22 protein-coding genes and 1 tRNA gene are annotated in these 17,807 nt (G+C 35.4%); 8 read left to right on the top strand and 15 right to left on the bottom strand.

What is annotated here, in order from left to right; all coding sequences use genetic code 11:
- The 6 genes from M899_RS04920 to M899_RS18780 all read right to left on the bottom strand — a co-directional run.
- The coding region (locus M899_RS04920; protein ID WP_155897093.1) for a hypothetical protein at window positions 1-228 on the bottom strand (228 nt) is incomplete at its 3' end.
- A 270-nt stretch (window positions 229-498) separates the two neighbouring features.
- Complete coding sequence (locus M899_RS04915) at window positions 499-909, bottom strand: hypothetical protein (RefSeq protein ID WP_021270177.1); 411 nt, start codon at window positions 907-909, stop codon at window positions 499-501.
- A gap of 409 nt (window positions 910-1,318) precedes the next feature.
- Window positions 1,319-1,996, bottom strand: coding sequence for an RES family NAD+ phosphorylase (locus M899_RS04910; RefSeq protein WP_196801726.1), 678 nt, complete (start codon window positions 1,994-1,996; stop codon window positions 1,319-1,321).
- A 23-nt stretch (window positions 1,997-2,019) separates the two neighbouring features.
- Window positions 2,020-2,391 carry a hypothetical protein gene (locus M899_RS04905; RefSeq protein WP_021270212.1) on the bottom strand — a complete coding sequence of 124 codons (372 nt, stop codon included), beginning with the start codon at window positions 2,389-2,391 and terminating at the stop codon, window positions 2,020-2,022.
- A 274-nt stretch (window positions 2,392-2,665) separates the two neighbouring features.
- Window positions 2,666-3,067, bottom strand: coding sequence for a hypothetical protein (locus tag M899_RS04900; RefSeq protein ID WP_021270276.1), 402 nt, complete (start codon window positions 3,065-3,067; stop codon window positions 2,666-2,668).
- 69 nt (window positions 3,068-3,136) lie between these two features.
- Window positions 3,137-3,385 carry a tyrosine-type recombinase/integrase gene (locus M899_RS18780; RefSeq protein WP_369795320.1) on the bottom strand — a complete coding sequence of 83 codons (249 nt, stop codon included), beginning with the start codon at window positions 3,383-3,385 and terminating at the stop codon, window positions 3,137-3,139.
- On the opposite strand from M899_RS18780, the gene M899_RS18520 reads away from it, so the two are divergent.
- Complete coding sequence (locus M899_RS18520) at window positions 3,318-3,551, top strand: hypothetical protein (protein WP_196801730.1); 234 nt, start codon at window positions 3,318-3,320, stop codon at window positions 3,549-3,551. The genes M899_RS18780 and M899_RS18520 overlap by 68 nt on opposite strands.
- A 32-nt stretch (window positions 3,552-3,583) precedes the next feature.
- Here M899_RS18520 and M899_RS04890 read toward each other — a convergent pair whose 3' ends face one another.
- Window positions 3,584-4,141, bottom strand: a complete 558-nt coding sequence (locus M899_RS04890; RefSeq protein WP_021270196.1) for a hypothetical protein — start codon at window positions 4,139-4,141, stop codon at window positions 3,584-3,586.
- Window positions 4,142-4,265: 124 nt separating this feature from the next.
- Window positions 4,266-4,760, bottom strand: coding sequence for a GNAT family N-acetyltransferase (locus M899_RS04885; protein WP_021270221.1), 495 nt, complete (start codon window positions 4,758-4,760; stop codon window positions 4,266-4,268).
- Between the two features lie 58 nt (window positions 4,761-4,818).
- Here M899_RS04885 and M899_RS04880 point away from each other — a divergent pair, with 58 nt between their 5' ends.
- A complete protein-coding gene (locus tag M899_RS04880) occupies window positions 4,819-5,289 on the top strand; it encodes a GNAT family N-acetyltransferase (protein ID WP_021270289.1) in 471 nt (156 codons plus the stop codon).
- Between the two features lie 172 nt (window positions 5,290-5,461).
- Window positions 5,462-5,881 (top strand): PH domain-containing protein, encoded by a 420-nt coding sequence (locus M899_RS04875; RefSeq protein WP_021270223.1) that lies wholly within the window; start codon window positions 5,462-5,464, stop codon window positions 5,879-5,881.
- A gap of 39 nt (window positions 5,882-5,920) precedes the next feature.
- Here M899_RS04875 and M899_RS04870 read toward each other — a convergent pair.
- Window positions 5,921-5,996, bottom strand: a tRNA-Ala gene (locus tag M899_RS04870).
- 154 nt (window positions 5,997-6,150) lie between these two features.
- On the opposite strand from M899_RS04870, the gene M899_RS04865 reads away from it, so the two are divergent.
- The gene (locus M899_RS04865; RefSeq protein ID WP_021270296.1) at window positions 6,151-6,486 is read left to right on the top strand and encodes a hypothetical protein; all 336 of its coding nucleotides are present in this window, start codon (window positions 6,151-6,153) and stop codon (window positions 6,484-6,486) included.
- On the opposite strand, the gene M899_RS04860 is transcribed toward M899_RS04865, so the two are convergent.
- Window positions 6,487-7,773: a hypothetical protein gene (locus M899_RS04860; protein WP_021270292.1), complete on the bottom strand. Its 1,287-nt coding sequence runs from the start codon at window positions 7,771-7,773 to the stop codon at window positions 6,487-6,489.
- Window positions 7,773-8,555 (bottom strand): outer membrane lipoprotein-sorting protein, encoded by a 783-nt coding sequence (locus M899_RS04855; protein ID WP_021270186.1) that lies wholly within the window; start codon window positions 8,553-8,555, stop codon window positions 7,773-7,775. Before M899_RS04855 ends, M899_RS04860 begins: the two co-directional genes overlap by 1 nt.
- 169 nt (window positions 8,556-8,724) lie before the next feature.
- Between M899_RS04855 and M899_RS04850 the strand changes: the two genes are divergently transcribed.
- Window positions 8,725-10,098, top strand: a complete 1,374-nt coding sequence (locus tag M899_RS04850; RefSeq protein ID WP_021270255.1) for an HAD-IG family 5'-nucleotidase — start codon at window positions 8,725-8,727, stop codon at window positions 10,096-10,098.
- Here the strand turns inward: M899_RS04850 and M899_RS04845 are convergent.
- Window positions 10,095-11,051, bottom strand: a complete 957-nt coding sequence (locus tag M899_RS04845) for a histone deacetylase (protein ID WP_021270227.1) — start codon at window positions 11,049-11,051, stop codon at window positions 10,095-10,097. The two genes, M899_RS04850 and M899_RS04845, sit on opposite strands and share 4 nt — an antisense overlap.
- A 45-nt stretch (window positions 11,052-11,096) precedes the next feature.
- Between M899_RS04845 and M899_RS04840 the strand changes: the two genes are divergently transcribed.
- Window positions 11,097-12,161, top strand: coding sequence for a hypothetical protein (locus M899_RS04840; RefSeq protein ID WP_021270241.1), 1,065 nt, complete (start codon window positions 11,097-11,099; stop codon window positions 12,159-12,161).
- Window positions 12,162-12,166: 5 nt separating this feature from the next.
- Here the strand turns inward: M899_RS04840 and M899_RS04835 are convergent, their stop codons facing one another.
- Together M899_RS04835 and M899_RS04830 are read right to left on the bottom strand one after the other, a co-directional pair.
- The gene (locus tag M899_RS04835; protein WP_034727870.1) at window positions 12,167-13,744 is read right to left on the bottom strand and encodes a methyl-accepting chemotaxis protein; all 1,578 of its coding nucleotides are present in this window, start codon (window positions 13,742-13,744) and stop codon (window positions 12,167-12,169) included.
- 106 nt (window positions 13,745-13,850) lie between these two features.
- Window positions 13,851-14,783, bottom strand: coding sequence for an aldo/keto reductase (locus M899_RS04830; protein ID WP_021270217.1), 933 nt, complete (start codon window positions 14,781-14,783; stop codon window positions 13,851-13,853).
- Window positions 14,784-14,862: 79 nt separating this feature from the next.
- On the opposite strand from M899_RS04830, the gene M899_RS04825 reads away from it, so the two are divergent.
- The gene (locus M899_RS04825) at window positions 14,863-15,891 is read left to right on the top strand and encodes a hypothetical protein (protein ID WP_021270303.1); all 1,029 of its coding nucleotides are present in this window, start codon (window positions 14,863-14,865) and stop codon (window positions 15,889-15,891) included.
- Window positions 15,881-16,900 carry an SPL family radical SAM protein gene (locus tag M899_RS17510; protein ID WP_021270285.1) on the top strand — a complete coding sequence of 340 codons (1,020 nt, stop codon included), beginning with the start codon at window positions 15,881-15,883 and terminating at the stop codon, window positions 16,898-16,900. Before M899_RS04825 ends, M899_RS17510 begins: the two co-directional genes overlap by 11 nt.
- Here M899_RS17510 and M899_RS04815 read toward each other — a convergent pair.
- Window positions 16,873-17,796, bottom strand: coding sequence for a hypothetical protein (locus M899_RS04815; protein WP_021270211.1), 924 nt, complete (start codon window positions 17,794-17,796; stop codon window positions 16,873-16,875). The two genes, M899_RS17510 and M899_RS04815, sit on opposite strands and share 28 nt — an antisense overlap.
- Between the last annotated feature and the right edge of the window lie 11 nt (window positions 17,797-17,807).

The following is a 17,807-nucleotide window of genomic DNA, read 5'->3' as shown; positions in this document are numbered from 1 at the left end:
ACCAAAGCCGATACTTCTGCATGCCTGTATTTTTTCAATAGTTGCATTAGAATTAATACATCTATTAACACCACCTGCATTATCGTATCCAATAGCACCACAAAGGTTAATCTTCTCAACAGATGCATTGCTAAATAAACATGCTTCGATATCCGATCCAATATAGCCAATATTTGCACAAGCTAAGTACTTCTCATCTGAGATTCCATTTCCTAAAGCTTGTGACATGGACTGATTTGAAAAAAGCAAAATAACTACAAGTAAAAATAATTTCATATACTCTCCCTTTTTGTAAAAAGCTGACGCTACAACACAAAAGAAGAATCGTCTGTTAATTGTATGAACATCTCTGAACACTTTTTGTCTAAAAAGTACCAAAATTTATTCAAAAAAATTTAATGAATGTATTTCTAGCAAGTTAAAAAGATGAAGCGATATATTAGTACCATGACCTCAATTCAGCTGAATTCTAGGCCATGGTACTTGTTCTGCATATATTTAATTATTAATTTCTACTTCTAGAGCTGGTCTATTCACACATGAAACTTTACCAATATACTTCTGGTAGTTGTACGGACCTGAATTAACTTGCGTATCGAATATTGTATTCTTCATATGAGCATAAAATTCATGCTCTTCGCCCAGCATATATGCTCTATAGCTAACAAGAGTCTTATATCCAAGAGCTGCACAAATTTCATCTGCCACTCTATAAACTAATTGCTCTCCTCCCAAACTTTGAGTACCAAGAAAATAAGCTTTATCTTCGATCACAATTTTAGGGTTGATGAAAGTTGTAATACCATTTCCACTTTCTAATTTTTTGTCCACTTGAATGTACATCATCGAAGCTTCGGCCGACATAATGATTGATGAAAGTAGTGTTAGGCCTAGTAGTAAGTTTTTCATTTTCTATTCTCCATTTGAATAAGGTGTTTTTAAAACCTAGTTGTTATCTGTTGATGTGGCAGATATAACGCACAGGCCCGTGGCGCGATACATAAATTTAATTAAAAAACTAGAGAATTTGGAATAATGAAATTAACATTAAGCCATAAACGCTTGATTATATAGAATTTTTCAGACTTGAAAAATATTGTCTTTAGCTCAAAATATTTATAATTATCGGCCAAGGGAATCGGCTGAGTCCTCGTTAGAACAGAGCTTTCTCTCTAAAAACTTGAAATAAAAATTGGATGAAGATTGCTCTACCTCGTTTCCAAAGTAGAAATGGTGGAAAGAACTAAAAGCCTTTAATTCCGGCCACCTATCTATAAATATAGCCTTACATAGCAAACTACAGAGATGAAGAGAGATTTTAAATAGCTCCAAGTAACTGCATTTTCTCTTCGGGAATCTCTTTATAATTCCCAACGATTTGCAAGCTTGAGCCCTTTACAAGTTTATCAGGGAATATACACAAGCACTTATTCCCTTTTGACCGAACTGATTCGTATAAAAAGCCTTCAATCGGAAGAACTCTCAAAACATCTGAAAGATATTGAGTATAGAATTTAATATCGATGTTATTAAACTTCTTCCATTCTTCATGAAAAAGAGTTTTATCAATTTTGTAGTTGGTTGATAATTTTTTAGTGTCTGATAGGTCCAGCACCAATTGAAGTTTAACATTAACGCCAAAAACAGTAGTCGCATTAAAATAATTTGGGAACTGAACTTCATTCAAGGCCACGTCTTGACTCTCGCCTAAGTAAATTGTGGGTTGACCTCGAGTCCCAAATCTAGAATCACTTAAGAGTGAGCCTGTAAAACTAAGTGGCTCTTTAGAATAATCAAATGAAACAGCTCTTACCCAATTGGAATCTTTAATACTAATGCTGCTAGCGCCTGAAAGTTTCTCTTTGGATTTTTCAGCCATGGTCTCAAACAAAGATTCAATATCTTTGCTTCTTGACTGTATTTCAGACAAAGCCTTTGCTATTGTCTTCTCTTGTTGCGTCTTTTCTTGAGAAAAAGCTTTAAGCACATCTCTCACAAATTCTCTTTGCGAAGGCTTGCTCATGCTCCCATCGCCTCACCGTATTTAATTTCCTGTAGGTTCCTTAAAACAGCTTGCGCATTTTTTTTATCTATTTTCATAAACTGTATAGGGCTAAGTCCCCAGTATTGATCTTGAGACTCATGAAGCCATCTTTTAATTTTAGCTTCATCACCTTCAAGTAATTTCCAAAGGACAGTATAAATAGTTACGAGTTCACTTAGCTTCACTCTTGTTGAAGATGAAACAGGCCCCTTCCTACTTAATAGGCTTTTACTGACCCCTGAAATCTCAGAAAAAAGGTCTCTTGTAATTCCAAATGCATCTACAAGCTTAGGTAGAGATAATTCAGAACCCTCATAGATAGGTGCTGTTGAAAATTGTAATGCCATAACTTCTCCTCCATTGGAGTTCTTATCGACTATTATAGCACATTTATTAAACCTTTCATGCGTTTTATTTGCATTTTTTATGCACACAAAAAGCAAGATCATCTATTTAATTGAAATTACTATCATTTAAAACTGATCCAAAACTTAGATTGTGTAAGTTAGAATTGTTAAAGGTTCTAATTAAGCTTTTAAATACAATCAGTTAGAAACTATGAAAAGATTATCTTAAAATCAATACATAGTGAGTTTTTGATAAAATTTTAAATCTATGGAATTAAACACTTTCACATTTTATAAATATAATGAATCGATCCTTTGAGCTTTTACTAGAGATTATGAGTGAATTCTGATTTTTTTCACCCTTCATACAGCTTACAGATATGTTTGCAACCACGTCATTTTTACTTCTATAACAACCAATTGACCTAAAATAAGTAGCCTTTCCAGTTGCTACATGAGTTGCTCCCCATCCATTTGAGACATCGCAAGAAATTTTTTCAAAATTGATATCCTTTATCACTCCTTCTGGAACAGTTTTGCACACTTCAACATCTTTGGATGAAAAGTCTGTAAAGCACACCTTCCACAAACCAAAGAAGTTATTTTTTACTTCTTTTGAAAAGCTAGAACTAGAAAAAAACAAAAAAAGGATAAAAAATAATATTTTAATCTTCATAATGATCCCCTATCTAAAAGAAATTAAAAAAAAATGGATTTGCATTTAATACAAACCCATTCTAAATCACTAACAATATAAAGTAAGTACATTCTTTATATTATTTTCAGACGGCAATACGTCCAACGCCTCAGCCACGCCTCGAACATCCACCCCAGACATTCTGAGGTAGATTTGAAAGGTCTTAAGAACACTCCATCCCCCCATTCTCATGACCTTCAAAGGCTCAACGCCAGTTGAAAGTAAGTGGGTGGCAAAGCAAGCTCTGAGCGCATGGAATACGACTTCTTTTCTTATCCCAATTCGCTCAAGAAACATTCTTAAAATCTTCCTCCTTGGCGATTTTTCCATTCCTGAAATTGAGGGAGCATATGTCGCTCATTACGACGTTCTCGTCGTCGATGTCACCCCATTCAAGGCCATGAGTTCGACGCTTCTCATTCCCGCTAGAACCGTAAAGACCCAAATGGAATCACCCTCTTAAATATGTATTTAACAGGGGCAACAAAAGAATCTTTAAAATAAATTTAAAAACGTCTGCTCCTTTATTTTATTGATCAATTTTAGTCTCTTATCAATAAACTTCATCCTGTCATAATTTGGTCGATGCAAAGAAAACAATTTCAAAAACTTTTCACCTTCAACTATAAACTTATTTAGGAATACTTTAAAATTACAAGAAGCCCTAAATTCACCATCAAAATAAAAGCTAATCATATCATCTTTTTTATTAAGCTTTAAAACTCCATTAGTCTCTCCAAAAGAATATTCGAATACATCAAAAGATCCTCTTGATAAAATACCATCTATTAGGAATAACCACAAAACATCGAGTTGTTCGGTATTTCGAAAATCCAACACCCTTACGCCATCAACCATAAAGACAATTGCTCCTTCTAAATATTCATAAATATAATGTTGCGGTATACTCTTAGCATCTTCAAAAAGTATAAAGTTTTTTGCGTAATCCTCATTATATTCATAGACGACAGTATTGCGCCTAACTTCTTTGACGGATAATGCATAGGAGTAATCACTAGAAATTTTCACATATGTTTGGATGCTTACACTCATAATATATATTTTCTACCAATTCGGAACAATGACCTCAATATAGATCTGCAATAAATTAAAACAAGGTCATCGTTCTTAAATAAATAGAACATAGTTCAATAATGCTAAAACGGCAGGCAAAACACTAAATTAAATGTAAAATCATAGGATATGATCTTACAGGATAACCACCTATGTTTACAAACCTCTCCCCACCATTGTCTACAAAACCCATTTTTTTATAAAAATTGTAAGCTGTAATCGTAGAACCTAATTCAATTGTGTGAACACCTCTATTTTTAGCAAAGTTAATCATTTCGAGCAGAAGAATCTTGGCAAATCCCTGGCCGATGATCTCAGGAGTTAAATAGAGAGCATTAATATATCCATATTCCTCATTTTCATTTCGAAGAAAGACAATATGTCCCAAACCAAGTATGGATGAATTACTATCAATGACCCAAACATCTTCTTCCTGAATAGCCCTCACCCAACGATCTCCAAGAGGACGATATCCCCATCCTCTTATCTCTTCCTCCCCATGATCTATTACGCAAATTTCACGAATTGATCTCATATGGGCTTCATGGATCTGGGCTTCTTCACCAGGTTTTGCTTTTCTAATAATTGTGTTCATCATAAACTAATTGTAATCAAGAAATTAACTTAATCAAGCAATTCAATTTCAGTAGAAAAATATGGAATATAGAAATCTTAAAAGTACTGATTATCAAGAATTCTCTACGTTAAATAGAGAAATTCAAGAGATTCATTATAAAGCAGAACCTGAAATTTTCAAACCCTCAAAAGAAATAATCACTGTTCATGAATATGAGAAAATCATGAATGATCCAAAGAGAAAAGTTCGATTAGCATTTTTAAATAATAAAGTAATTGGCTATTATATGTACGAAATTTTAGACAAAGAAGAAAATTATTATAGATACAAAACACGAGAATTATATATTCACCATTTTGGTATTGGAAAAGAGTTTCAAGGCAAAGGACTCGGTGAACAAATGATTCAAGATATAATACTTTTTTCTAAGTCTGAAAATATATCATTATTAACAATAACAGTTTGGACCTTTAATCAAATTGCAAAAAAGTTCTATCAAAAGAATGGGTTCGATGTATTTCATGAAAAAATGAGATTAAAAACAAACTAATCTAACTTTTTTTTTGAAAAATTCCAATTCGATACCAAATACACTAAAACAAATCATCCCTTCATGATAATTCTATAACATCGACTACAATTCTTGTTATAATCTACTTAGTATTTTGATCCGACACATTTTAGATCAAGATTTCTTAACTCTCATACCAAAAGAGTAGAAAATGAAATTCAAAAGCAAAATAGACTATTCCATTCTAATCGTAATTCTCACACCAGCTCTCTACTTCCTCTATGAAGTTGGGAAAAAATACGTAGAAGCAAATACTATTAACTACGGTGGGATTATTACTTTTATCATCTATAGCGCTTTAATATATACGGCCTATTTAGGGACTTCCTACTCTATTCAAAATGATAAGCTGATCATCACGGCACTTTTTTTAAAAAGCTCATTCTCGATTGCCGAGATCAAAGAGATTAGAAAAACCAAGACCATTCTTTCTGCGCCAGCTCTCTCGCTTGATCGAATTGCAATCACATTTGAAAATTACGACAGGTTGGTTATTTCTCCACGAGATTTGGAAAAATTCATACGAATGCTGAGGGAAATTAATTCAAAAATTGAAGTATCTTTGGATTAAATAAGACTATTCTGAATTTAGGTCATAGTACCTAAAAAATGGTGGACCCTAGCGGGATCGAACCGCTGACCTCTACGCTGCCAGCGTAGCGCTCTCCCAGCTGAGCTAAGAGCCCTTATTGAATTGGTCTTAAGAAATTACTGAAATCTCTGAGCTTTGACAACATTTTTCTAATAAAAAAGAATAATTTTCGGCCAACACGATCCTAATTTGACGGACTTAGGAGCGATCAGTATAAGTTGGCCAACATCAAAAACATTGGAGAATGAATGAAAGCACTTCTTATGACTCTTATGCTAACTTCACTAAACACTATGGCACTTGATCTTAACGAGAGAGCGCTACAATGCGAAAGTAAAGTTGCTCGTTTCTATGAGTACAATGGTTCAAGATCAGATCGTCCAAAAGAGATCAGATCAGGAGAAGTTCTTCTTGCAGGAAATCCACTTCTTAATACTTTCGGAAATGTTGTGACAACATTTGATGCAGACAAAATCGTTTATGAAGGTCACGGATCTTTTTACAGCGGTTATTTTATCGACGCAATTATTGTAAACCCAAGCAACTGTAAAGTTGAGAAGATCTACAATATTTACGGCGAATAATTAATAGAAATATCTCAGATTAAAACTGAGATAATGATCGTCCTTAAGGGCCCTTAGACCAAAGTTATCTGTCTCTTGGGCCCAAATATATCTGCCAGCAACTTCATAACGAATTCTCTCATTAAAGCGCCTTGAGAATTTGGTCGACACAACACCCTCTTCTCTCCCAGAAAGATCACCAAGAATAAATGTATAGAACTCAGTTCCCGCAATATCGTTGAGAGCGTATCGAAAGCCTAGCGCCAAATCATCTTGAAAAGGAATGGCCATTTTTTGATATGAATTTTTCTCAAAAATAATTTTCTGCCACTCTGCAAATAGAGTGACATCATGACCATTTTCTAGAGAAATAAGATATTCGAGTCCAAGGGCCCCTTCCATATAGTTCTCTGGAGCAAACAACAAAAATCGTGCCCCATCGTAGAGAAGGGCCTCTTTAGGTTTAGAAAAATCGTGATAAACACTTTCAAATTTCAGCAAAGTACCAGAGATTTCCCCGACAAGAGAAAATCCATAATCTTGAACCTCATATAAGTGAGGCACAATGGCCTTTGAGTTTTTTGGCAGTAGCATGGGAGAAGTGATGTAATCATCAAAAAGAAATAAAGGATGATTGCGGTCAATATGCTTGAAGTAGAAAAAGCTTAAATCAAAATCAGAAATTTTTGTATTTGCCTTAACACCATATTGAGGATGAAATCTCTTATTGGTAATGATCTCATCTTCAGTGGCCACTTTATAGGTGTCAAATGTACGATCATAACCAAAACGAGACTTGGCCCCTGGATAAATATTTTTTTCGACAAGAGGAAAGTAGTAGAAGCTCAACGAAGAAGTGAGAGAATAGAGACCATACTCTAAAGACATCTCTCCTCTTTTTTCTAGACGTTCAAAATCACCATCAAAGTTGCGTGAATTTAAAATATCTGTTGGATGAAATATTTCAAGAACTGAGAAGTTATAAACTTTGTAACCAAGAGAAAGTTTCATTACTTCAGAAAAACTTTTTTCAAGATACAAATCTTCAATCGAAAAAAAGCGACGTTTTTCATCGAGAGCATCAAATCGGCCAAAGGCACTTAACTTATAAGAAAAGTTTTCATTTGTGTTCTCAAGATAAAAACGCCCATAGGCCGAAAGGTTATAATCTTCTTTTTCAGTCCCCGTAGAATTGGCAACATTTTTGGGAAAATAGCGATTCTCAAAACTAATTTCACCGCCTAAATCTGCAATGGCGCTGTTTGCTAAAAATACCGCAAAAAGAGTTATATGAAAAAACTTGTTCATTATTTTAAGGCCTTCTCAGTTAATTCACTCTTGGAAATATTTACTCCAACTTTTCTATCACTCCACTCAAAAATTGATTCTTTTTGAGTCTGAACATTCTTCATTGTAATTCTATTGGCCTTATGAAAAGTCTTTGCTCCAACTTTGTAATCTTTAAATTCAAAAAACTCAGAAATTTTTAGAAGTTCATTTTTGCGATCAAAGTATTCTATTTTTCTAACAGAATAATTTTTTTGATCTACATAGATTATTTGCTTCGAATAACCACTCTCTTCCTTAGACACTCGCTGGACAACGTGATTTTTACCTTCATCGCGAAGCCAAGTGAAGTTATACTTTTCAATATCCTGACTTCCTAAATCCTCATAACTGAATTCACTCCCCATAAAAGAAGAATAGCGAGATGATGAGCTAATTCTTTTCACCCTTTTTATGGCCGGAAGATACAACCACTGCTTATCGCTTTCATTTTTAAAAGACCACGTAAGCATCTTTGTACCTTTAACATCCAACGGGCTTAGAAACTCTGATAAACTCCAATCGCCGTCACCTTGGATTTCAAGCACCTTGCCAGTCATCTTTCTTTCGATTTTTTCTTTATGTGCGTTAATTAAGGTCATTGTCATAGAGCTTATTTCTCCTTTATAACCTTCAGAGCGCTCTTGCATTATCTTAGCGATCTCTAAACCTTTTTCGCTAGGTGTCTTAGCGAAAGTTTGCGCCAAGTTAGGAAAAATACTAACGTAAGAAAAAATGAACAGAAATTTGACAAGGTTTTTCATAAGTTCCTCTTAAAATTTAGATTAGCTTTATCTTACATAAGGAAAACTCTGCTTGGCCAGAATTTATGAGTGTGTTAAACATTTGACTAGAAAGCACGCAGATTGATAAACTAGTCTTTCTCCCCAAAATGAATAGAGTTTTTGGGAGTCATTTTTTAAGGAGTAAAAATTGAGAGTTTTTGTAAACAGAACATTAAACATGAAAAAAATCAAAGCAATCGGCTTTGATATGGACTATACGCTAGTTCGCTATAAAACAGAAAACTTCGAGCGTCTTGCCCACAAAGAAACTTTAATCAAAATGGTTGAAGTAAAAGGTTATCCAAAAGAACTTCTAGACCTACCTTTTGATTTTAATCTTGTTATTCAAGGTCTTTGTATTGATAAGATGAGAGGAAATCTTCTTCAGACAAATCGTTACGGCAAAGTAAAGATTGCACGTCACGGAACAAAAGATATCCCTTTCAAAGTTCAACAACAAGTTTACGGTAACCAAGTTATTGATCTAAACGACAAGATGATTCAATCCCTTGATACAAACTTTTCTGTATCAAATGGTATCATCTACTCACAGCTCGTTGATATGAAAGAACAAGGTTTCGATATCCCAGATTACGAAACACTTGCTCACGATATCAAAGAGGCCATTGATATTTGTCACTCTGACGGCTCTATTAAAAATAAAGTTCGCGACAATATCAGCGATTACATTATCCAAGACCCAGAGCTTGTTATGCTTCTTGAGCGTTTTAAGCGTTTTGGGAAAAAACTTATCGTCATTACGAACTCAGAGTTTCACTATTGTAAGCTTCTTCTTGATTACACTATTACGCCTTTCCTAAAAGAACATAAACACTGGTCAGAGCTTTTTGAAATCGTATCTGTAATGGCGAGAAAGCCCCGCTTTTTCACTTACCAAAACGACTTCTTAATCGTTGATCCTAAGACTGAACTTATGAGTAACCTAGAAGGAAAAATCGTTCCAGGTGTATACCAAGGTGGATGGGCAGGAAAACTTGAAAAAGACCTAGGTCTTGATGGTGATGAAATCCTTTATCTTGGAGATCATATTTACGGTGACGTTCTTTCAATTAAAAAGACATTTAACTGGAGAACGGCCCTAATACTTGATCCTCTAGAAACTGAGATTGAGGCCATTCACAATAGCCGTCCTATTCAAAAAGAAATCGATGTTCTTATGGATAAAAAAGAAGATCTTGAACATCTTCTTAATACTCTCGATCTTCAAAAGAATGAGGGTGCGACAATTGATAAAGATGAAGTAAATAAGTGCTACATGGAAATCGATAAAGTGAACTCAAAGATTTCTGAACTTCTTGAGAAATACCGTCAGCATTTCAACCCATATTGGGGAGAGCTTATGAGAGCTGGTCTTGAAGAGAGCCGTCTTGCTGATCAAGTTGAGAAGTATGCCTGTGTATATATGACGAAAGTATCTGATCTTCTTCAATACTCTCCACGCACATACTTCAGACCAATTAAGAGAACTCTAGCTCACGAAATTGACGAAGTTAAAAACTAGAGGAATCTTTCCTTTATAAATTGTTCATAAATTTCATAGCTTCTTTTACCATATCCCCCGGCCATCAAATAACACTGGGGGATTTTTTTTGTCTTAAAAAAATCAAATAGTATTAAATCACGGGCCAGCATTTGCTCTTTCGTAAGTTGAATCAAAGAAGCACTTTCCAATTCATCGTGTTCGTAGGGGTCTGCACCATCGGCAATCACAACAAGATCAAATTCATGCTCTTCACAGGCCTTCTTCAGTGCGGCCGCCAGTTTCGTTAAATAGGACCCCTCTTCACCAACATCAAATTCAACATCCATATCACTTGGAATAAGCCATGGGTCTCCTTCGCTAGCGTCATCCAATGGCCAGCCACGCTTCATATGTAGACTTATCGTATAGATGGTTTCATCACCAAAGCACAATTGGGCCGTACCATCTCCTTTGTGAGCATCAACATCGACAACTAAGGCCTTTTTAATTTTTTTATCCTTTTGCAATTTTCTAATACCAATCACAATATCATTCACAAGGCAAAAACCGCGTCCACCAAAACTCATTGCATGGTGCATGCCTCCGCCTAAAAAGTAAGTGGCGCCTTTATCCAGAGCACTCTTCATAGCATAGTGACTTCCTCCACATTGCATCAACACGCGGTCCCTAAGCTCACTTAAAGGAAATTTTGCACTTGTCGGATTATATCGGTGATACGTACCATCAGCACGAACTAACTCATAGGCCTCCATCAAAAGAAGCTCAAGCCTATCCTTATCAAAAAGCCCAGATATGTAATTTTCAGTATGGGCCAAAAGAAGATCTTCTTTAGTGATTGAAGAAAAGTTATCAGTATTTGTAGAAGCTATTCCAAGAGCATCGACAACCTTTGAACTGCGATCATCCACAATAGGAATCTCAATTCCAAAATCAGTAAAACGTTGATCCATTTTGCTGTTATAGATGATCACTTTTTGCCCTTTGTTACATCGAATTGCTAAAACTATACTATTTATATGAAACAATTTACCATTTTGACTGCTATTTTACTATCCTTTGCCACTGATGCTGCAAGCACAACAAGAAATAGTATTGGTCGCTATATTCTATTAAGAGATCGCTCATTGACTGATAATCTCTTTTTCAATGGCCCCCATCAAGATTATTTTAAGATGCGTACAAATATAAGCTCTGGTCTTAAAGACCTTATCGGAGATATTAAATCAGGTACCGACAGTAGCACATCGAGTTCTCAAAAAACGACAAATGTCCTTTCTATTTTGAATAAGAATATTAACACTGAAAAGTTCATTGATATTGGACTTGAGTTGAATATTCCTCTACCAAGTTTTAAATATTCACGCTTTACTTTCTTGCCATCACTCTTTGCTTCTGGAACCTTAGGTGGGCTTGTCACAGTGGCCAATAAAGTCGATGGAACAAATCCTAATGCTGATATTTATCTCAATAAAGAAATTCGCTATGGTGTTGCCAGCACACTTTTGTGGAAAAATCGTTTTAACGAATCACTACAAGTGGCCCTTTACAAAAAAAGTGTCTCTGATCTTTTCATTTCAAAAGATGCCACTTCTATCGCCACAGGTGGATCGTTAGTCGAAACGAGTGAGCTGAAAGACGAAGACAATTCATACTCTGTGGATTTTTCATATAAGAGGGAGAACGAAAAGTACGCTCTCATAATTGATCTTTGGGATTTAAAACTCATGAAGGCCTCGGGTTCTAAGGAAAGTAGAATTGGAAACACTCCCTTTCTCCACACTCGTTATGATTTCAAAAATGATTCTACAGGAGCATTTAAATTCACTCCGTTTCTAGGGGCCCACTACAGAAAACGTCATACAATAGCAGAGTCGCTCTATCTTGGAACGAATATCGCCTATCAAGGTCATATACCGGTTTCAACAATTTTTAAAATGGATAATCAGTTTTTAACATTTCTGCCGAGAATTGAGTTTAGACATTTTCATTTTAGTTATGGGTTGAGGACTCCTTATAGGAATCCTCAGGATGATATTTGGGTGCCGACAATACATTCGATTCATATCGGCATCCCGTTTTAATTGACTTAAGATACTTTCTTTTCGTTGCCTATTACGACGGCCCTAATATCTCTTGTTAGTGTCGATACCTTATTGGCCTGGCTTTTTAATCGACCAGAAATATCTTTTATCGTTTGAGCTTTGATATTATTCTGTCTATTAATATCTGTAAGCTGATTCATGGCCTCATTGATATTTTCTATTCCCAGCCCTTGTTCTTTTGCCGCTTCAAAAATTTCATTTGCAATATCATTAACCTCTCGAGAGTTTTCTAAGATTCTCTTTAAAATATTAGTACTCTCATTCGATTTTGATATTCCATTTTCAACATTATATACGGTCTCTTTGATTGAGCTTTCAACCATATTTGATGTGGAATCTAAATTATCCCTGATCTCTTTATCACGAACCACAACCATGTCATTAATCTCGTGAGCGGCCTTACCACTATTCGTTGCCAGACTTCCGACTTCTTCTGCAACTACCGCGAACCCTTTACCATGATCCCCTGCTCTGGCCGCTTCAACGGAAGCATTAAAAGAGAGAAGCTTCGTTTGAAATACGATGTCATTTATCACTTTTGTTTTATCAGTAACTTCTCCGATGAAGCTATTGAAAACTTCTGTAATCGATTTATTAGAAGTTTGAATTGTATCAATGAAGTTTTGATTCTTTTCTTGGATTAAGTTCATTGCTCTAATGAGTTCAACGTTCACAGAAGTTGCTTCTTCCGCAATTTTATAATTCACCTGTGTTTTATCAGTTGATACTTTTACCCTTTCAATCGAATTACTAACCATCGTTTTAATTTCTTCACTGGCAGCGCTTGTTTCTTGAATGGCAGCTGCTTCTGAATTACTCAGGTCATTTAACTCATCCGCTTGTTTTAGTGACTCATTGATTAATTTCTCTGTTTCAATAACAGAGTGATTCAATTCCATTGTCATTTGCGCTAAGGCCTTTCTTATAGAATAAACGTAAAAAGCTACCGCGCAGATAAATAGTATTACAAATAAAAAGGCCGTAATGAGAAGAGTATTTCCAAGTGAGCGATGAAACTCTGCTTTATCATTAGTTCTATGTTCTAAAAGATTAAAAAACTCATTAATGGGCTTCATGATAAAAGCAACATTCGAATGATAATCATCGTTAAACATAAGCTTAATAGGCATGGTCTGACTTACCTCACCTTTAATGGCCCCCATCGCTTTTTCTTCAATTGAAACAAGTTCATTTGAATTCTTTGCTGCCTCATCAAGCTTTGCAAGCTCATCTTTTGAAAAGCCTAATTCAATCATTTTTTGTCTTAGATTAACTTTTTGACCTTCTTCATTTGGAATCTCACCATTTCTCATTTTAATGACATCCCAATACATCTTTTCATACTTCTTATCGCCAGTGGCAACAAAAGTACGTGCAAGTCTTGTAAGATCTGCAGAGCTTTGTCTTAGAGCATCTGCTACGAGATATGAACTATATCTTGACTCAAATGATTCATTTAATTTTTTCTGATTAAAAGAAAGACTTAAAACGGAAACGACTAAAAATGTCGCACACACCACGATAGACACCACGATCAACTTGAACTTCTTATCCAAACTCATACACACCCTTTGTTAATTAAACCGTGCGTACTATTTCGTTTTATAAATGAAATTCATAAGTAAAAAGAATTCATTAAGAATGATCTATTCCAATAAAAATATTTAATTAGATTTCACATTCTAATGCGGCAAATTCTATCAGTTCTTTAGCGGGTAGATTGTTAATAGATTTTAATAGTTGTTGAAGTTGCTCTGAATTTCTTGCTCCACAAAGAACTAAAGATACTTCTTCATATCTAAGGTTGTGTGACAGTGCCATTTCTAAAAGTGAAAAGCCTTGTTCTTCACCTATTGTCTTAAGTCTTTGCGCTAATTGATATTTTTGATCTTTCTTTTGCGACTTCCACCATGGGGCCCATGAACGACAATCACTTTTATCAAAAGTTCTTTTTTCATGAACGCGACCAGTGAGGATTCCTTTATCCAGAGTTCCCCAACTCATAAAATCGATATTCTTATCTTTGAGATAGGGAAAAATTTGTGTGACGACATCACGATTAAAAAAGTTAAGTTCAGATTGTACCGCCTCAATTTTATCAACTTCAAAGGCCTTTTCACACTCTTCAACATTAGTATTACAAAGTCCGATATGATGAATTTTTCCTTCATCTTTAGCACGCGATAAAACTTCCATTGTTTTTCTAATATCAACATTTTTATCAGGCCAGTGAATCATATAAAGATCGATATATTCTGAATCAAGAGTTCTAAGTGATTCTTCAATCATCTTTTTTGCAGTGGCTGGATCATTAGTCATATTAACACGTCTATTGTCGTGCCAAGTGACTCCACACTTAGAAATAATTTTTACTTTTTCACGATTTTTTTTAAAGGCCAATCCAATTCTTTTTTCGGACTCACCAAAACCATAGATTGGTGCTGTATCGAAAACGCGAATTCCAGAATCGAAAGATTCTTCTAACAAAGATATAGCATTTGATTGGGAAATCTCCCCAAAGCCATAGCCCCCACCTTCTCCAGAAATACTGGCGCCCCCAAAACCTAATGGGATAGGACTCCAATCTCTTAAAATTCCCATACTTTAAACCTTAAAACGAAATGGATATGGCCACTTTTAACTCATTAAGTTATTGTTGGCCACAACTAGGAAGATTAAATTGAAACTATTGACGCTGGCCCATCGCGCCGAGGCCCACACATTCTTTAAAGAACTTAAACTCAGTGCAGTTGCCGAGGTTGATGGCCTTTATCAAGATGACAATATTTTTCTTCTCATTACTGGCGAAGGTAAAGAAGAGGCCTTGGCCCAAGTGTCTTTTGTTCTAGGTCGATTTCCAGAAATAACAGATGTTTTCAATACTGGGTTATGTGGTGCACTTGATCCAAACCAAGAAATTGGCAGCACTCATTTTATTCGCACAATTTACTGCGAAAATGACGGCGAAATGATCTTTAAGTCCTATACAACAGTTGATAAAGGCCTTGATATCATCACTTCTAATAAACGCGTGTTAGAAAAAGAATATGCAGACCACTTGGAATGCTTCGCCCCTCTTGTCGATAGAGAACTATGGGCAATTGCTCATGCTTGTAAACTCTTTCATAAACCACTGCGATCAGTGAAACTTGTAAGTGATCATGCTAATGGCAATGAAATTTGTAAGATGGTACGAGACAAACAAGAAGAGTATGCAGAATATCTTTTTGATAAAATGATGCCTCTTTTAAGTGATTCTCTCGTTCAAAAAATAGAAAGTCCTGAAAACGATATTTTTTCGAAGGCGCATTTTTCTTTATCAATGCAAAGAAAATACAATTCAACACTTCATTCTCTAGAATTGAAATACAATTTCACTGAACAAGATGTCTTCAATGAAATTAAAGTCAATGAAATCCTAGAGGAAAATTGGGCCCCAAAAAGAAAGGCCTTGGCCATTTTGGAAAAAATGAATGCCCTTTTAAGTCCCTATAAAATAAAATTAGAAGAAAAGACTAAGATTTTTCTTTCGCCTTTATCAAAGTATGACATTGTCGCAAGACCTGATAAAGATTTTGATAATGTAAAACTCCAATTTACTTTTACGGCCACAAGCTCTGAAGAATTAGAGCTCAAACTACACGCTCTTAAAAAAATTGACTACAACCAATATAAGTCAATCATCTTCGGAGAAGATGATGTTTTCTAGAATTTTTGTTGAAAAGAATCTTCAAGAAAACACAAGAGTTCAAGCTATACTTGAGCGTTTTTCAAATGTGCCCGTCAAAGAAATCGATAAAGTAGAAGATGTCTTTGGACGTGTGAAGAAGCCCTATTTACAAAAAAGAGATAATCTCAATTTATTTTTAGGTGAAAAGAAAGGACAACTCGTAAAAGAGGCACCTGATGCCTATGGTCTTAAAGGCGATCCTCATTACTATTTCATTCACGCCTACAATTGTATTTATGAGTGCAACTACTGTTACCTTCAAGGTTATTTTAATTCTCCAGATATTGTTCTTTATATGAATCACGATGACATCGCAAAAGAGATTCTTAAGACGGCCTCTATTGCCCTTGAAAGCGATCCAAATTGTACACCATGGTTTCACGCTGGAGAATTTAGCGATTCCTTGGCGCTCTCCCATATTACAGGTGAAGTTCCTTTTTATTTTGATGTCTTTAAAAACCTTCCCCAGGCCATGCTGGAACTGCGAACAAAATCGGCCAACACAAAGGCATTAGAAGAGGTTGTGGCCCTTCCCAATGTGGTCATTTCCTTCTCTCTTTCTCCTGCTGATAAAATTAAGAAAAATGATTTAAAAACGCCTTCATTAAAGGCCAGACTTGCGGCCATTAAAAGACTCTATGAACTTGGTCATCCAATTGGTATCCATTTAGATCCCATTATCTATGACAAAGATTTCTTACAAAAATATGAAGAACTCATTACACAATTAGCTCATCATATTCCTCTCGTTGATATTGAATATATTTCAGTTGGCGTAGTCCGATTTACTAAAGACGTCTATCAACAAGTGAAAATGAACTACCCAGATAGCGAACTCTTGGCAGAAGAACTTATTAAATCCGACGATGGAAAAGTTCGCTATTCCAGACCTATGCGATTTTGGATGTTACAAAAAGTGAAAGAGGCCCTAGTGGGGGCCGGTGCGATCGATAAGAAAGTTTATCTTTGTATGGAAGAGCTAGACTGAGTTCTCATCATATCATCTACAATTGAAAGAACCTGATCCGAATACGTTTCATACTGTGTTAGATAGTCTTTTAACAGGCCATAATTTTGTTCATAAGTTGAACGTCCGCCGAATTGATCCATAAGCGTAATTTCAAATTGAGAGATATCTTCCATCAAAGAATCCATATCACTTGTAAATTCTGGACCAATAAATTTTTCAGCCTCTAATGATTTTAAAAGTCCTAAAGAAAGTTGAACGGCATCGGGCATTCCTCTGTTGGCCGCAATTGTTTCTCTAATATGTTTCAAAATAAGAGCAGACATTGAGGCCTTTAATTCTGGTGACCATTTCTGACCAGCAGCGGCCTCCATGACAGTTTCAAGAAAGTTAAAGATACGAGAATCGAAACAAATCATATATGTTTCTACACGACTTTTATAAGCAACTGGATCTATTTTAACATCGTTATAAACAATCTTTTTCAACTGGGCCATTGAGTCTGTGGCCTCTTTTCTTTGTAAAACATTTTTTAGAACATCTTCAACAGTAGCAAAAACATTTTGTGGAGACTTATAGAAATCGATTTCAGGATCAATATAATTATTGTCTTTGAAATAAGAATCGGCCTCTTTAGAACAATCTTTAGCACGTCTTTTTAATTGGATTTCCAAACGGTTGAGTTCATACAGATCCGCCTTTACTGCCTCATCTGCATTTGAGTTCGCGATGGCCTTAACCTGCTCTTTTAAGTCTTTTTTTGCCTCTTCTGAAATAGGTGCATTTTCAATTTCGACCTCGCTCACACCATAATGGTCTCTAAGTTGATCTGGGACCAACGTAAATTTATAAATCCCATAAATGAGGACCAAAACCAAAGCACCAAGAGCAAAAAACTTTAGCGAGTTATTTTTCATTTACATCTTTC

This window comes from Bacteriovorax sp. BSW11_IV (assembly GCF_000447755.1).
In the GTDB taxonomy this organism is placed as follows: domain Bacteria; phylum Bdellovibrionota; class Bacteriovoracia; order Bacteriovoracales; family Bacteriovoracaceae; genus BSW11-IV.
Note: the sequence above shows the minus strand (reverse complement) of the source record. Positions and strands in the feature narration are given on the sequence as shown.

Excerpts from the sequence above, each read along its gene's own strand:
- M899_RS04915 (WP_021270177.1), bottom strand. The coding sequence starts at position 909 with ATGAAAAACTTACTACTAGGCCTAACACTACTTTCATCAATCATTATG.
- M899_RS04905 (WP_021270212.1), bottom strand. The coding sequence starts at position 2,391 with ATGGCATTACAATTTTCAACAGCACCTATCTATGAGGGTTCTGAATTA.
- M899_RS04900 (WP_021270276.1), bottom strand. The coding sequence starts at position 3,067 with ATGAAGATTAAAATATTATTTTTTATCCTTTTTTTGTTTTTTTCTAGT.
- M899_RS18780 (WP_369795320.1), bottom strand. The coding sequence starts at position 3,385 with ATGTTTCTTGAGCGAATTGGGATAAGAAAAGAAGTCGTATTCCATGCG.
- M899_RS04890 (WP_021270196.1), bottom strand. The coding sequence starts at position 4,141 with ATGAGTGTAAGCATCCAAACATATGTGAAAATTTCTAGTGATTACTCC.
- M899_RS04885 (WP_021270221.1), bottom strand. The coding sequence starts at position 4,760 with ATGATGAACACAATTATTAGAAAAGCAAAACCTGGTGAAGAAGCCCAG.
- M899_RS04880 (WP_021270289.1), top strand. The coding sequence starts at position 4,819 with ATGGAATATAGAAATCTTAAAAGTACTGATTATCAAGAATTCTCTACG.
- M899_RS04875 (WP_021270223.1), top strand. The coding sequence starts at position 5,462 with ATGAAATTCAAAAGCAAAATAGACTATTCCATTCTAATCGTAATTCTC.
- M899_RS04865 (WP_021270296.1), top strand. The coding sequence starts at position 6,151 with ATGAAAGCACTTCTTATGACTCTTATGCTAACTTCACTAAACACTATG.
- M899_RS04860 (WP_021270292.1), bottom strand. The coding sequence starts at position 7,773 with ATGAACAAGTTTTTTCATATAACTCTTTTTGCGGTATTTTTAGCAAAC.
- M899_RS04855 (WP_021270186.1), bottom strand. The coding sequence starts at position 8,555 with ATGAAAAACCTTGTCAAATTTCTGTTCATTTTTTCTTACGTTAGTATT.
- M899_RS04840 (WP_021270241.1), top strand. The coding sequence starts at position 11,097 with ATGAAACAATTTACCATTTTGACTGCTATTTTACTATCCTTTGCCACT.
- M899_RS04835 (WP_034727870.1), bottom strand. The coding sequence starts at position 13,744 with ATGAGTTTGGATAAGAAGTTCAAGTTGATCGTGGTGTCTATCGTGGTG.
- M899_RS04830 (WP_021270217.1), bottom strand. The coding sequence starts at position 14,783 with ATGGGAATTTTAAGAGATTGGAGTCCTATCCCATTAGGTTTTGGGGGC.
- M899_RS17510 (WP_021270285.1), top strand. The coding sequence starts at position 15,881 with ATGTTTTCTAGAATTTTTGTTGAAAAGAATCTTCAAGAAAACACAAGA.
- M899_RS04815 (WP_021270211.1), bottom strand. The coding sequence starts at position 17,796 with ATGAAAAATAACTCGCTAAAGTTTTTTGCTCTTGGTGCTTTGGTTTTG.